The organism is Alkalihalobacterium sp. TH-98 (assembly GCF_057473385.1).
The window spans coordinates 51,620-65,528 of sequence record NZ_JBYCKM010000048.1 but is presented as its reverse complement, the minus strand read 5'-3'; the positions used below and the strand labels follow the sequence as shown (position 1 = coordinate 65,528).

Annotated in this window: 15 protein-coding genes; 3 read left to right on the top strand and 12 right to left on the bottom strand. The window is 37.5% G+C overall.

All coding sequences use genetic code 11. The annotated features are described in order from the left end of the window. Positions 1-385: 385 nt before the first annotated feature. Positions 386-613, bottom strand: coding sequence for a hypothetical protein (locus AC2VNP_RS20030; RefSeq protein ID WP_418201212.1), 228 nt, complete (start codon positions 611-613; stop codon positions 386-388). Between the two features lie 127 nt (positions 614-740). On the opposite strand from AC2VNP_RS20030, the gene pdaB reads away from it, so the two are divergent. Beyond that, the gene (gene pdaB / locus AC2VNP_RS20025; RefSeq protein WP_486919015.1) at positions 741-1,499 is read left to right on the top strand and encodes a polysaccharide deacetylase family sporulation protein PdaB; all 759 of its coding nucleotides are present in this window, start codon (positions 741-743) and stop codon (positions 1,497-1,499) included. Positions 1,500-1,537: 38 nt separating this feature from the next. Here the strand turns inward: pdaB and AC2VNP_RS20020 are convergent, their stop codons facing one another. Beyond that, positions 1,538-2,131, bottom strand: a complete 594-nt coding sequence (locus AC2VNP_RS20020) for a KinB-signaling pathway activation protein (protein ID WP_486919014.1) — start codon at positions 2,129-2,131, stop codon at positions 1,538-1,540. A gap of 143 nt (positions 2,132-2,274) precedes the next feature. Between AC2VNP_RS20020 and gerD the strand changes: the two genes are divergently transcribed. Next, positions 2,275-2,898: a spore germination lipoprotein GerD gene (gerD, locus tag AC2VNP_RS20015; RefSeq protein WP_486919013.1), complete on the top strand. Its 624-nt coding sequence runs from the start codon at positions 2,275-2,277 to the stop codon at positions 2,896-2,898. Between the two features lie 22 nt (positions 2,899-2,920). Beyond that, positions 2,921-3,043, top strand: a complete 123-nt coding sequence (locus AC2VNP_RS20010; RefSeq protein ID WP_486919012.1) for a hypothetical protein — start codon at positions 2,921-2,923, stop codon at positions 3,041-3,043. Positions 3,044-3,092: 49 nt separating this feature from the next. Here AC2VNP_RS20010 and AC2VNP_RS20005 read toward each other — a convergent pair whose 3' ends face one another. From AC2VNP_RS20005 to AC2VNP_RS19960, 10 genes are all read right to left on the bottom strand, one after another. Continuing rightward, complete coding sequence (locus AC2VNP_RS20005) at positions 3,093-4,139, bottom strand: Mrp/NBP35 family ATP-binding protein (protein ID WP_486919011.1); 1,047 nt, start codon at positions 4,137-4,139, stop codon at positions 3,093-3,095. Positions 4,140-4,220: 81 nt separating this feature from the next. Then, positions 4,221-4,937: an N-acetylmuramoyl-L-alanine amidase CwlD gene (cwlD, locus tag AC2VNP_RS20000; RefSeq protein WP_486919010.1), complete on the bottom strand. Its 717-nt coding sequence runs from the start codon at positions 4,935-4,937 to the stop codon at positions 4,221-4,223. A gap of 77 nt (positions 4,938-5,014) precedes the next feature. Next, complete coding sequence (locus tag AC2VNP_RS19995; protein WP_486919009.1) at positions 5,015-5,452, bottom strand: DUF2521 family protein; 438 nt, start codon at positions 5,450-5,452, stop codon at positions 5,015-5,017. A 106-nt stretch (positions 5,453-5,558) separates the two neighbouring features. Continuing rightward, the gene (locus AC2VNP_RS19990; protein WP_486919008.1) at positions 5,559-7,997 is read right to left on the bottom strand and encodes an alpha-amylase family glycosyl hydrolase; all 2,439 of its coding nucleotides are present in this window, start codon (positions 7,995-7,997) and stop codon (positions 5,559-5,561) included. A gap of 282 nt (positions 7,998-8,279) precedes the next feature. Further along, positions 8,280-9,662 (bottom strand): PAS domain S-box protein, encoded by a 1,383-nt coding sequence (locus AC2VNP_RS19985; protein ID WP_486919007.1) that lies wholly within the window; start codon positions 9,660-9,662, stop codon positions 8,280-8,282. Positions 9,663-9,880: 218 nt separating this feature from the next. Continuing rightward, positions 9,881-11,125: a S8 family peptidase gene (locus tag AC2VNP_RS19980; RefSeq protein WP_486919006.1), complete on the bottom strand. Its 1,245-nt coding sequence runs from the start codon at positions 11,123-11,125 to the stop codon at positions 9,881-9,883. A 139-nt stretch (positions 11,126-11,264) separates the two neighbouring features. Further along, complete coding sequence (rpsI, locus tag AC2VNP_RS19975) at positions 11,265-11,660, bottom strand: 30S ribosomal protein S9 (RefSeq protein ID WP_275120383.1); 396 nt, start codon at positions 11,658-11,660, stop codon at positions 11,265-11,267. Positions 11,661-11,680: 20 nt separating this feature from the next. Then, a complete protein-coding gene (rplM, locus tag AC2VNP_RS19970; protein ID WP_486919005.1) occupies positions 11,681-12,118 on the bottom strand; it encodes a 50S ribosomal protein L13 in 438 nt (145 codons plus the stop codon). Positions 12,119-12,352: 234 nt separating this feature from the next. Continuing rightward, positions 12,353-13,093, bottom strand: a complete 741-nt coding sequence (gene truA, locus AC2VNP_RS19965) for a tRNA pseudouridine(38-40) synthase TruA (protein WP_486919004.1) — start codon at positions 13,091-13,093, stop codon at positions 12,353-12,355. A gap of 14 nt (positions 13,094-13,107) precedes the next feature. Continuing rightward, positions 13,108-13,905: an energy-coupling factor transporter transmembrane component T family protein gene (locus tag AC2VNP_RS19960; RefSeq protein WP_486919003.1), complete on the bottom strand. Its 798-nt coding sequence runs from the start codon at positions 13,903-13,905 to the stop codon at positions 13,108-13,110. Positions 13,906-13,909 lie beyond the last annotated feature (4 nt).

Here is a 13,909-nt window from a genome sequence, read left to right as displayed (position 1 = left end):
TATTAGGCACGCCGCCAGCGTTCGTCCTGAGCCAGGATCAAACTCTCCATAAAAGTGTTTGATATAGCTCATTGTCACAAACGTGACGTTTTTAAACATTGACGAGATATCATGTATCTCATTTATTTCGCTTGGCTTTTTGTTCAGTTTTCAAAGAACTTTTTTATTACCGCCTCAATGGCGGCTTTTAAATCATACCACACCGCAATCTCGAAGTCAAACATTTTTTTCGAAAGTTTAAATCGAAGTAATTCATTGCATCAGTGCGTAAGGAATACTATAGCATGTCCATTTTTATTCGTCAATATTTTTCAAAAAAATTTCTACCCCGTGTTACTTTATTAAATGATTGAAAAAAGTTAGACCCACGAGGTAGCTACTATTATTAGTTAAGGTGTTTATACTGGGGTGTTCTTATATATTTTGTACATTCTTTAGGTGACGCCACTCGGCGGTAGATTCCAAAAATGATTTGATACTTCTCTTCCATCGCTTTTTTTACGACGTTATCTATTCTTGGATCTGTTAAGTCAAGAAGTAACTCCTCCATCTCTCTCTTTAGTAAATATTCTACTTCTTGCACTTCTTTCATGTTTAATAAAAATCCAAGCATCTTTCTCCACCTCTGCCAATTAGTATAGGACTGTTTTAAAATTGTTTTCTAAAAACAGGAATTTTATTCATATCTTGTCCCTAATTGCATAGTATTATTTTAGAGTAATTGGACAGGGAGGGGTTTGATGAAGTTCTTTTTCGTGTTAAACGGAAAGAAGTTAAAGCAATTATCTATTATTATTGTTGCTGCCTTTTTTACCGCCGGAATTTTATTTGTAGAACGAAATGAAATCATGGTCTTTTCCACCTCAGATGGACCTCAAGCTTTTTACAAAGCGAAGACAGATGAGAAAGTATTGTCCTTATCTTTTAATATCAGTTGGGGTGACCAACGAGCGATACCCATCCTTGATATCCTGAAAGATAAAGATGTTCAAGCTACATTTTTCCTTTCCGGTTCGTGGGCTGAACGCCATCCTGAAATCGTAGAACGTATTGTTGAAGATGGTCATGAAATAGGAAACCATGGCTACCAATACGAAAAATATCCTTCGTGGGATGACGAGAAAATTAAAAAAGATATTCGTCGCGGCGGTCAAGTCCTAAGCGAACTTACAAGCAAAAAACCAGCTCTACTTAGACCGCCACATGGTCAATTTGATAAACGAGTCTTATCAATAGCTGATAAACTTGATTATTCTATTGCCCATTGGAGCGTTAATTCTTATGATTGGCAAAACCCTGGTGTTGATAAAATTGTCGAACAAACATTAGACGCAGCAGGCAAAGGAGATGTCATTCTTCTCCATGCATCTGACTCTGCCAAACAAACGCATAAAGCCCTGCCTATCATTATTGACCGCTTAAAGGGTAAAGGTTATAAGTTTGTAACGGTTAGTGAATTAATAGCAAGTACGACTACTAAAAGTGAAGAAATTAAATAGAAAAAAGAACAGTTGGATGCATCCAACTGTTCTTTTTTCTATTTAGCTTGATTTCCTGTTAAACGATGTAAAATTAATAATTGCCATGTATTCGCTGCTAATAACGGTGCAAAGTAAATCCATAACCATTTAGGATCATTAACAGTTAACGCAGGAACCCATTCAATTGTTGTCACTACGACAATAAAAAATAAAGCTGGAATAAATGCCCCTTGATTTGTATCTTTAGCTTTGAAATAAGCAACAATAAGACCGTATATGAGAAGTAGTACTGGCATTAAAACATAATGAAATACCGTTTCACCTTCTTGTGCAAATGCAAGGTAACGAAGATATATTAAATCAAAAATTACAAAAGCAATTACGACAACTTGAACTTTGTTCCACAGTTTTGCTGTTTTAAATAAACCTAACCCTAGTCGATGAACGGTTAAATAAGCAAAGAAGCCCATTTGACTGATTATACTAAAGGCAGCACTTATTCCTAACAACCAGATTAAACCAAAGAGAAAATTCATTGCCCCTTCTGCTGTATACACCGACCATTCGAGGGCAAGTCCTACTATTGCACCACTAATACTTCCTATTAATAGTGATGTAAAAAACAAATAAACAACTTTACGGCTATTCACGATGAACGCTCCTCCATCTTCTATTCTGCTTTATTGATTGTACCAATGACATTGTAAAAAATCTAGGTTATCCCTTTAAGATATGCATAAAATTTGTAGAAATATTGCATATTAATGACAAAATGATCGAAAGGAAGAGATTTATGGGGCGATTTTACAAACTCATCCTAATTCCAGCAATTTTTGTATGGATCGTTTCAGGGTGCGCACCAGCAGAAGGCAATAGTCAAGCTGCTCAACCTGACTACGAAAGTACAAAGAAAATGATGGTCGACATGTTACAGACCGAGGAAGGAAAAAAGGCTATATCAGAAGCAATAACTGATGAGGAAGTTCAACAAAACCTCATTATGGAACAAGCTTTTGTAAAGGAAACGATTCAAAGTACGTTAACTTCAGAAGAAGCAAGAGCATTCTGGGAAGATACGATGCAAGATCCTGAATTTGCTCAAGCATTAGCTGAAAGTTTAAAGAAAGAAACCGAAGAAATGCTTAAAAGCTTAATGAAAGACCCCGAGTATCAAGCAATGATGATGGATATTCTTAAAGATCCGGAAATGGAAAAAGCAGCATTGGATTTAATGAAAACAAGAGAATACAGACAACAGGTTATGACAGTTATGGCTGAAGCCTTTGAAAGTCCCTTCTTTGTTGCGAAGGTCAATCAAATTTTAGGTAAAGTGACAGCAGAACAATTACAACAAGAAGCCGAAAAGCAAGAAAAACAAGCACAAGAGGAAGAAGATGAAGGTGGGGAAGGCTCTTAACCTGAATAATAGGAGTATAGTGGTGACAAACGCTAAACGACAACCAATTAACCAGCCTTCTTCTTTTTCACTTAATGGAGATACGTATTCAATCAAAGACCCAGCGAAGTATTTTAAAGAAAAAAAGAGCAGTCCCGGAAATTAGGGACTGCTTTTATTATTGAGTTACTTATGTTATTTGTTACAAGCTCGTATTATCTTTCTACTTTATCAATCACACGTTTGGCAATATCAGTGTAGATTTTTCCAATCGGATGGTTTTCATCATAGATGGAAGGAGCAAAATCATTTTTATTAATCTCTGGTTGTCCTAATGGGATTTGACCTAATACTTCCGTCTTTAACTCTTCAGCTAGACGCTCACCGCCACCAGTTCCAAATACATATTCTTTTTCACCAGTTACTTTACTTTCAAAGTATGACATATTCTCAACTACACCGATAATTTCATGATTTGTTTTAATCGCCATTGCCCCTGCACGCGCAGCAACAAATGCAGCGGTAGCATGAGGTGTCGTAACGATAATTTCTTTTGAAAGTGGAAGCATCGTGTGAACATCTAAAGCAACATCTCCAGTACCAGGAGGTAAGTCTAAAATTAAATAATCTAACTCGCCCCATTCTACTTCACTAAAGAAATTGTTAAGCATTTTTCCTAACATAGGTCCTCTCCAAATAACAGGAGCATTATCTTCAACAAAGAAGCCCATAGAAATCACTTTTACCCCAAAACGTTCAACAGGATAAATACGTTCTGCGATAACCTTAGGACGTTCTTCAACTCCCATCATGTCTGGAACACTAAAGCCGTAAATATCAGCATCAATAATACCAACTTTTTTACCTAGCCGTGCTAAAGTGGTCGCTAAGTTGACTGAAACCGTTGATTTACCAACCCCACCTTTACCACTGGTTACCGCTATAAAAGTAGTGTTTTTAGATGTTAGCAGAGAAGGAGATTGTTTTTGTGCAACTCCACCTCGTTGTTGTAATTCTTGTTCTGTTAAGTTTTCAAAGCGGAGCCCCACTGACTCAGCTCCAGCGGATTTCAATACATTGACCATTTGTTGTTGAAGCTGCATTTGTTCAGCCGTTCCAGTTTTAGCGATGGCAATTTTTAAACTTACATGATTATCTTTAATTTTGATTTCACGAATGGAATCGACCTCAACAATGGACTTATTTAAAAAAGGATCCATTACTGTTTTTAATGTACTTAATACTTTTTCTTCTGTTAACAACGAGTACACCATCCTTTGTATGTAGATATATTTAGTATAGCATAACTCGCCTGAGGAATACGTTGATTACGCTTAGTCAGATCAGGAAGCAGGTACCGGTTCTTCTGAATAATATCTGAGTATCCCTTGATAGATGGAAGCAGCAACTTTTTGTTGATATTTCTCTTTCTCCAGTAACCTTGCTTCTTCTGGGTTAGAGAGAAAACCTACTTCAACAAGAACACCCGGAATTTGAGCTTGCTTAATGAGATACACATTTCCAATCGGCTTTGCCACTCGATGTGTATTCTCCAAATTTCTGCGAATTTCATCTTGAACAAATTTTGCAATATATTCATTTTCTTCTATTGTTCGATTGTAGAACGTTTGTGCCCCTTTCCATTTCGGCGAAGGTATCGCGTTTAAATGAATACTGACAAACATATCTCCATCGGAACCATTAATTAACTCTACTCTTCGTTTTAAATCTTGGACTTTACGGTGACGTATCTTTTTTATATCTGAATCTGCTAGGTCTCTATCCTCTTCTCGAGTCATTAAAACGAGTGCGCCTGCTTCTTGTAAATAATCTCTAAGATCGAGTGCAATTTCTAAGGTCACATCTTTTTCAAGTAAGCCGCTTTTGGATACTGCCCCGCCGTCTGGTCCGCCATGTCCCGGGTCAAGTATGATTACCTTGCCAGATAAGGGAAGTTGCCAAGTTGACCATGAGTCATCACTAATAAATTGGTATTGCACAATAAAAAGTAATCCAACAACCGCTAGAGCGAATCCGCCCCCTTTAATCCACTTTTTCATTCCCAGTCCCTCCTACGTCCTCTTCCCTTTATTTATATTGGGACAAGGAGGAAAATATGAACAGAAACTTGTCTAGATTAATGGAGACGCATTCGATAACGTTTTGTTCCTTCTGTAAAACCTTTTTCCCACCACTTTTCTACAAATTGCTCTACCGCTAAATATAATGAATCTAACCCAATATCTCGATAGGTGTACCAAGCTTCAAGTATATAAAATAGTTGTGTATAAATATCTTTAAGCTCATCTTCACAGCGAAACCTTACATCTCGCAAAGCTTCACCATAATACCCGAATCGACTAAATTCAGCACCAATTAAAAATGAATCAATCGCTGCATCAATAATCGGATCAATTAAAAACGGCTCATATTGGAAATGGAATGGAAACAAAGGTTCAAAATGTTGCTGGGCATCTTTCTTAAGATCATTTAAAGATAACTGTCTTAATACTTTACGCTCAAACTTCCACCGCTTCTCACGTTGTTTTTCTGAGAATGTTGTGATTACTGTCATTAGAACCTCTCCTCAATACCTTTTTCATTAGTATCAAGAGATTCAATATTCCTCATGCGATGGAAATACCGTTGAATTTATCCAATTTAGTGACAAACGCTAAAGTTTATTTTCTTTTTTGAGCGAGATAAGCTGCTCCAACCGCTATTACCACTAATAGAACGATAAACATCCAATACAAATAACTCACAATCGCTGGCACATGATCATTTTCGTTAGGTGTAACCGGAGATTCAACTCCTTCTAACCCATCTCTACTTTCCACTAAAATAACTGTACCGCCATCACTTCGACTTGGAAGTTGTACCGTTACTTCATTTCCGATGACTTCATACACTTCATTTGAATACAAGTCCAAAGCGTTACCAGTAAAAGGTACTTCGAATGAAACCTCACTCACTTCATCATTCGTATTTAAGCCGACTAAAATGGATTGGTCATTAAACGATCGAGCAAAAATACTAAAACCTTCTTCATCACTTCCTGCTACTTGTGCCCGTATACCTTTAGAGAATATAGTAGAATAATCTTTTCGGATATTTAAGAGCTTTTTATAGTGCATTAATACTTTATTATCGTCTATATCTTCCCATGCCATATCATAGCGATTATCATAGTATGGGTAGTTATCTAAACCTGATAAGCCAAGCTCCTCACCGTAGTAAATAACTGGTTGACCTTTAGCTGTAATTTGTAATGCCGCACCGACTTTCAATTTGCCGATATCCTGACGAACTAGCTCTAGAAATCCTGCTTCATCATGACTTCCTAAAAATTGACCTAACGTTGCCCCATTACTCAACTGTACATTTCTTACCTCTAAGTTTTCTTGAACACTTTTGATGTGTCCGTTCACGAAATTACGTGCCTCGTTTTTAAAATCAAAATCAAGTAATGAGTCCATCATTCCTACGTTAAGATAACCGTGGTCATCATTAGTACCTGCTCCCCAAGACTCACCAATTAATTTAAACTTAGGCATAACCTTTGTTAACTCATTTTTGAAAGCCATCCAAGTCGTACCTTCAACGTGTTTCACGGTATCCACTCGGAAGTAGTCGATGGTATTTCCATTAGGCGTTCTTGATTTTTCAATCCAATCCACTTGCCATTGAATAATTTGTTCACGAACTGCAGGATCTTCCGTTAAGAAGTCTGGTAAGCCTGCTAGTTCACCTCGAACTGTACCTGTTCCACCGTCACGAAGCATTCCTGCAAAACGCTCTCTTTCTTCAGCTGTCGGGAAGAAAGGAATTTTGTCTTCATACACCGCATCCGCTTCTTTTAACCCATAGCCTGTATGATTTAAAACGACATCAATCATAATTTTCATTCCACGATCATGTGCTTCGTCAATTAATTCATGGAAGTCGTCCATTGTCCCAAAGTGTGGGTTTAGTTCTTCAAAATTACTTGCCCAATACCCGTGGTACCCATAATAAGGTGTATCTGGATAATCATGTCGAACATTATATCTAATATTTTCAACAATTGGACTAATCCAAATGGTGTTAATACCTAAATCATATAAATAATCGAGCTTGCTCGTTATTCCCTTAAAGTCTCCCCCTTGATAAGTTCCACGTTGTTCTGTATTATAACCAATACCATAAGGATCATTATTAGATCGGTCTCCATCGAAAAAGCGATCCGTTAATAAAAAGTAAATTCTAGCTTCATCCCAATCAAAGTCTGCTTCACCCATGAACGTCCTTGCTGTAATTTCAATTGTTACTTCATCTGTATGTCGGTTTCCGTATTGGTCAATGACAGTAACCGGCAACGATTTAACACCTGCGGTTATAGACTGATTAACAGCAAATGAAACCTCTTTAAGATCAGTATCAATCGCAACTTTTTCCTTTCCACCTACTTCACTTAAATCAACAAAGATTTCAAGTAGGGCTACTTCTTCTTTACTCTCAATCGATAAAGTTAACACAGCATTTTGATTATAGTTAATGACTTCTGGATATGTTGACCCTTCTATTCCTAACTCAACTTCAACGTTCGTTTCTCCATTAGAAGAAGGTCCATCCGTATCAGTAACCGTTTCAAAAGCTATTTCCCCACTCGTTACAAAAACTTTTGTGATGTGATCATGTTTATTTACATCAATAAATCGATCCTGTTCAACATCCTTTGTTGCTGTATCCCAATCATCTGTATCACGAAGAACAAATCCAACACGTTCTGTATCAGGACCTATTGCGATTGTAGCAATTGCTTTGCCATCCTTATATTCAGTAAAATCGATTTGATCATCCTTATATTCTGTATCCCAAACCCAGATGTTCCAACCATCGTACTGCTGATCTTCTCTTTCATAAACAAAATAAATCAGGCGCTCTCCAGTGTCATTCGTAATCTCTAAAGCGCTTTCAAATTTAGAACTAAATAACTTGGTTACATTTGTTGTAGAGCCCGTCATTGTTTCTTCTGCTAATACTAATGTAGCAGGCAGATAACTTGTAAACATACTTAAGACAAATATACATAAGACAAAAATAGTAGCATTCTTTTGGTAAATTTTTTTCTTCCCCATATCTTCCACTCCTTTTTATATTTAATAGGATTTGTGAAAACGATTGCACAAAATGACTATAAAAAAATCAGAAATCTAATATTTCCAATTTAACTCTGAGCGCAAACGCTACCCTTAATTATTCTATTCCCCTTACACTACTATAGAATTTTGAGTTTATCAATTGAATTTTACGTCCTCCTAACGCAATTTCATCCAGTAGTATCAAAAAAGATCCATGACTAATAGGCATGGACCCAATGAACAGTTGTAATTAAAAATACATACATCAGACCTTTAAATTCACTTTTTCAATTTCTTCGGTAAATAAATTCGAAAGGTTGTTCCTTCACCTGACGTACTTTCAAATTCAATCTTACCACCATGATCATTAATAATCTTGTATGTAGTTACCATCCCTAATCCTGTACCTTTTTCTTTTGTTGAATAAAAAGGCAATCCGATATTAGGAGCTAACTCTTTTGAAATTCCGCTCCCTTGATCAACTACTTCAATTAAGACCGTATCTTTGCTGAAGTCGAGAAGGAATACCTTAATTACTCCTCCACCAGACATTGCTTCAATTGCATTTTTAATCAGATTAATAAAAACTTGCTTCATTTGGTTATTAACACAACGAATAACATCAACATGGTCATGTTCAAAAACAATATCAATCTTTTTCATAAGAGCTTGTGACTGAAGTAATGTAACAACATCCTTAATTGTTTCAATTAAATTTTCTTCCCCTATTTCAACAGCTTGTGGCTTTGCTAAAAGTAACAATTCACTAGTAATTAATTCAATACGATCCATTTCGCTTAGTAAAATTTCAATATGAACCGGATTTATTTCTTTTTCTGCTTTTATTAACTGTAAGAACCCTTTTAGCGTTGTTAATGGATTTCTAATTTCATGCGCTATTGAGGCAGATAGTTGTCCTACTAATGACAGCTTCTCTGTATTCTCAATACTTTCCTCAGCAGCTTTTTGCAATGTAATATCTTTACAAATACCGTACATACCGGTTATTTTACTTTCTACTGTAATCGGAATATTTGTCACCTTACAATGAATGACTCTCCCACTTTTATGGATGACTCTGCAATTATAGGTTTGCGGAACGCCCTTAGCTGCTTCACCGAAATAATAAATAACTTTTTGTAAATCGTCATCTGCAACAAAAGGATAAAACGATTGATTCACTAATTCTGCTTCGCTATAACCTATTAATTTTTCTAAGGCCTTATTCACACTCACGTATCTACCCGCCAGATCGAATGAATAAACTGCATCTAAATTATTTTTAAAAAGTGATTGATAATGTTGGTCCCTTTGAATATTATTTCTCTTGGACTCAGTAATGTCTAGAAAATAAACCGATAGCCCCTCAAGCGAAGGATAAGCCCGCACGTCAAACCATTGCTTCATCGAAGGATAATAAAAATCAAAATTGACAGATTTTTGACCTTCCATTGCTGAAACGTAGTGGGCATAGATCGGTAATTCTAAAGCATCATCAAATTCCTCCCATACACACTTTCCTAACAGCTCTTCTTTTGAACGACTTAATATTTTCTCGGCTTCATTGTTTAAGTAAATAAAGTTCCAGTTAGAGTCTAGCGCATAAAAGCCATCCGTAATTTTATCTAATATATCGAACGTATCTAATTTGGTTATATTCATTTCATAGGGCTCCCATCGCATGTCTTGAAGTGTCAAATTACCTGCTCTACATACTTCTCTAACTTTATTAGAAACCCTTTTACTTTTTAATTAAGCATTTATATAAAAATTTTTTCAAATATTAAAACCTATGTTTGGAACATATTTACCAATATAAAAGCACCTGAATTCCTCCAGATGCTTAGTAAGATCAATCTTTTCCCCTTTGATAATACCTATTAAAAATCATTCCAAGTCCCGTTAGAGGGTTCAACTAATGACGTATTCAACCATACAGGTGTGAGATTGTTCGTTTGTCGTCGTTGACTACCTGTAGCATTTCGCGCAAGCTGAATTGCTCTCATAGCATCTATTCTGCCATATCGAATGGTTCCTCCTGAAACGGATTGGATGGAAGCTCGTTGAATGATCGATCTAATATCTCTATTACTTAACACTGGATTGGTCGACTTCATTAGTCCTGCTAGCCCACTAATAAAGGCAGCTGCTTGTGATGTTCCTGATAGAACCTTATACCCAATCAAATCTCCTGAATCCCCAGGAAAGGTTGACAGAATATCTTGACCCGGAGCAGCGACTTCCACCCATGAGCCATAGTTGGAGAATGATGAAAGCTCATTGCTTTGATTCGTGGCAGCTACCGCAAGGACTTGATTGTATGCCGCTGGATATTGCCCGCTATTTGAGGAGTTATTCCCTGCTGCTCCAACTAGTAAAACTCCGTTATTATGTGCATACTGGACCGCACTTCTGAGCGTCTCGTTTCTATCCGGTGCACCTAAACTTAAGTTGATAACATCAGCGCCATGGCTTGCAGCGTAAATAATACCTTGGGCAACATTGCTGTGTGTCCCACTGCCTGTGTCTCCTAAGACTTTTATATTCATAATGCTGGCTGAATTATAGCTCATCCCTGCCATTCCAATTCCGTTGTTTGTCGAGGCGGCAGCAATCCCAGCGATATGAGTTCCATGTCCATGAACATCTTCCACGGTTGGGGAACCTGAGAAATTCATATTATGAATGACCTTCTCCCTCAAGTCTGGGTGATGTCGGTTTACACCAGTATCTAAGATGGCAACCCTTGCTGAGGCAGGAGAAATACGTGCCAGCTCCCACGCACCTTGTGCGTTGACATTTGCTAGTCCCCATTGCCTTTCCAATAACGGATCGTTCAATGTAATAGCTGAACCATCTACTGTTTCCAATGATGAAAAATCTGTTGCACTTGTAATCGGTTCAAGCTGTATCTCGTGATCCTCCTCCACAAACCGAACATCCCGAGATGAAGCATATTTCGAGAGACATGATGTCAGCTCTTGGGTTGGTACGGTGACGACATGTATGCCAATTTCTTTGATCTCATTAATAAGCTTCACTTTCATCTCTTTGTGCATTTTCAAACAACTAGACCTTTTTGTCCCAGGCTTAAAGCATACGACTAGCTGCTTTGTTTTAGCCATTAACACCATCCCCTTTTTGAAAAATTACTATCAATGTATTCAATCATAGGAATGTATGAAGCGGTAGCTGTCCTAGAAAGCTGAAAAACAAAAAAGACCCCCAAGCAAAATAGCTTGAGAGCCTTGAAACGTAAGTATATTAACGTTTTGAGAACTGAGGTGCACGACGTGCTGCTTTAAGACCGTATTTCTTACGCTCTTTCATACGAGCATCACGAGTTAAGAAACCAGCAGCTTTTAATGACCCACGGTATTCAGGATCTACTTCTAATAACGCACGAGAAACACCATGACGGATTGCTCCCGCTTGTCCAGTATATCCACCACCAGTAACGTTAACAATAACATCGTATTGTCCAACTGCTCCTGTTTCTTGTAATGGTTGCTCAATAATTAATTTTAATACTTCTTTGTTACCGAAGTATTCATTGAATTCACGATTATTAATAACGATACGACCGTCGCCTGGCACTAAACGAACACGTGCAACAGAGTGCTTACGGCGACCTGTACCATAATATTGTACTTGTGCCAAAGTAATACCCTCCTTATTAATTAACCACGAAGCTCATATGCTTCTGGTTTTTGTGCTTGGTGCTTATGTTCGCTACCAGCGTAAACGTGTAATTTCATTCCTTGTTTACGTCCAAGTGTGTTCTTTGGAAGCATGCCTTTGATAGCAAGCTCTAACATACGCTCTGGCTTGTTTTGAAGCATTTCGCCAGCAGTCGTTTGCTTAAGTCCACCTGGGTGATTTGTGTGACGGTAGTAAATTTTGTCCTGTAATTTTTTCCCTGTAAGAACGATTTTAGATGCGTTGATGATGATTACGTGATCACCTGTATCTACATTCGGTGTAAAAATTGGTTTATGTTTACCACGAAGGATAGACGCAACTTCACTTGAAAGACGACCTAATGTTTGGCCTTCTGCATCAACTACATACCATTTACGTTCAACTTCATTTGGCTTTGCCATAAATGTTGTACGCATGATTTTCCCTCCTATTTAAAGCTTTCATAATTTTAGTTTCATTTTATGGTAATTGCATTGTTTATAATAACAAGCCTAAACAACCCGGGGCTAGTGGGTTTCATTTAGAAATACCATCTAACATCTTATAATATATATCAGCTAATGTCAACAACTTGTTACACGGGGATGAGTTGTTTTGTAAATTTCTTTTCTACTTCTTTTATTTACAGAAATTCAATAACTCATACCTTCTCATTGATAATCCACTTTCCATAAGTATAATCCGTGTCCTGGTGCTGTTTTACCAGCTTCTGTTCGATCTTTTGCAAGAATGAGATCTTTCATTTCATCGACTTCGCGTTTTCCTGTCCCTGCTTCCAATAATGTTCCGACAATAATCCGCACCATGTTATAAAGAAAGCCATTCCCAATAATGCTAAATATCAGTTCATCGTCTTGTTGTATAATATTAAGCTCATAAATGGTACGGACTTTATCAACAACAGGAGAGCCAGCCGAACAAAAAGACGTAAAATCATGTGTTCCTAGCAGTACTTTAGCAGCATCTCTCATCTTATGAACATTAAGCTCCTGTGGAAAATGGTACGTATAGTGGCGTCGAAATACATCAGGTACCTTACGATTTAACACACGATAACGATATTCTTTACGAATGACATGAAACCGCGCATGAAAATCAGCTTCTACTTCAGCTACTTGTTGGACGACAATATCATTTGGCAGATTAGCAGAAAGAGCTCGCCCCCACTTCTCTGCTGGGATATTGAGCGGTGTATCGAAGTGAATGACTTGTCCAACGGCGTGAACAGTTGCATCTGTTCTTCCGGAACCGTACACTTGAATGATTTCATTCTTATGAATTTTTTTGAGAGCTTTCTCTAACTCCCCTTGAACTGTCCTCGTTTGGGGTTGTATTTGAAATCCAGAAAACTCCGTACCATCATATGAAATGATGCATTTATAGCGTCGCATGAAATCACCTCACCTTATGCTCTTAAAAGGAATAACCCAACACCAAAACAAATGACCACGACAACCATACTTGTATCAAGCAATGACCAGTATAGCTGTCGAAGCTTTGTACGACCTTCACCGCCGCGGTAGCCTCTTGCTTCCATCGCCAAAGCTAAATCTTCAGCACGTTTAAACGAGCTGATAAACAGTGGAATAAGAAGAGGTATAAAAGCTTTCATCCGTTCTTTAAGAGGACCGCTTGTAAAGTCAACACCTCGAGCCATCTGAGCTTTTGCAATCTTTTCTGTTTCTTGAAGAAGCGTTGGAATAAACCGAAGTGAAATTGACATCATTAATGCTAATTCATGTGCAGGCAATCCAAAGCGCTTAAATGGCGATAAAATGCTTTCTAAACCATCGGTTAAGTCCATCGGTTTTGTCGTTAACGTTAAAAGTGAGGTAAAGATGACTAAAATAAGAAGTCGAAGAGAAATAAAAACACCCTGCATTATCCCTGACTCATAGATCTTAAACGGCCCCCACTGAAAAACGAGTGGTCCTTCTTTATTTAATAATAGATGAATAATAAGTGTAATAAGAACGAGTAAAAAAATAGGTTTTAAACCTTTATATATAAAACGAATAGGGACTTTTGAAATTAGAATGACAGCCAAACAAAAGCTTACGACCATCGCATATGATTCCCAGCCGTTTGCAAAGAAAACGATGATGACAAGTAAAAAAACAGCTAATAGCTTTGCGCGTGGATCTAGACGATGCAAGACTGATTTGGCTTCTACGTACTGACCTATTAAAATGTGTTGAAACATAGTG

Bases quoted from the DNA above. Each gene is read 5' to 3' on its own strand.
- AC2VNP_RS20030 (WP_418201212.1), bottom strand. From the start codon at position 613: ATGCTTGGATTTTTATTAAACATGAAAGAAGTGCAAGAAGTAGAATAT.
- pdaB (WP_486919015.1), top strand. From the start codon at position 741: ATGAAGTTCTTTTTCGTGTTAAACGGAAAGAAGTTAAAGCAATTATCT.
- gerD (WP_486919013.1), top strand. From the start codon at position 2,275: ATGGGGCGATTTTACAAACTCATCCTAATTCCAGCAATTTTTGTATGG.
- cwlD (WP_486919010.1), bottom strand. From the start codon at position 4,937: ATGAAAAAGTGGATTAAAGGGGGCGGATTCGCTCTAGCGGTTGTTGGA.
- AC2VNP_RS19995 (WP_486919009.1), bottom strand. From the start codon at position 5,452: ATGACAGTAATCACAACATTCTCAGAAAAACAACGTGAGAAGCGGTGG.
- AC2VNP_RS19990 (WP_486919008.1), bottom strand. From the start codon at position 7,997: ATGGGGAAGAAAAAAATTTACCAAAAGAATGCTACTATTTTTGTCTTA.
- AC2VNP_RS19985 (WP_486919007.1), bottom strand. From the start codon at position 9,662: ATGAATATAACCAAATTAGATACGTTCGATATATTAGATAAAATTACG.
- AC2VNP_RS19980 (WP_486919006.1), bottom strand. From the start codon at position 11,125: ATGGCTAAAACAAAGCAGCTAGTCGTATGCTTTAAGCCTGGGACAAAA.
- rplM (WP_486919005.1), bottom strand. From the start codon at position 12,118: ATGCGTACAACATTTATGGCAAAGCCAAATGAAGTTGAACGTAAATGG.
- truA (WP_486919004.1), bottom strand. From the start codon at position 13,093: ATGCGACGCTATAAATGCATCATTTCATATGATGGTACGGAGTTTTCT.
- AC2VNP_RS19960 (WP_486919003.1), bottom strand. From the start codon at position 13,905: ATGTTTCAACACATTTTAATAGGTCAGTACGTAGAAGCCAAATCAGTC.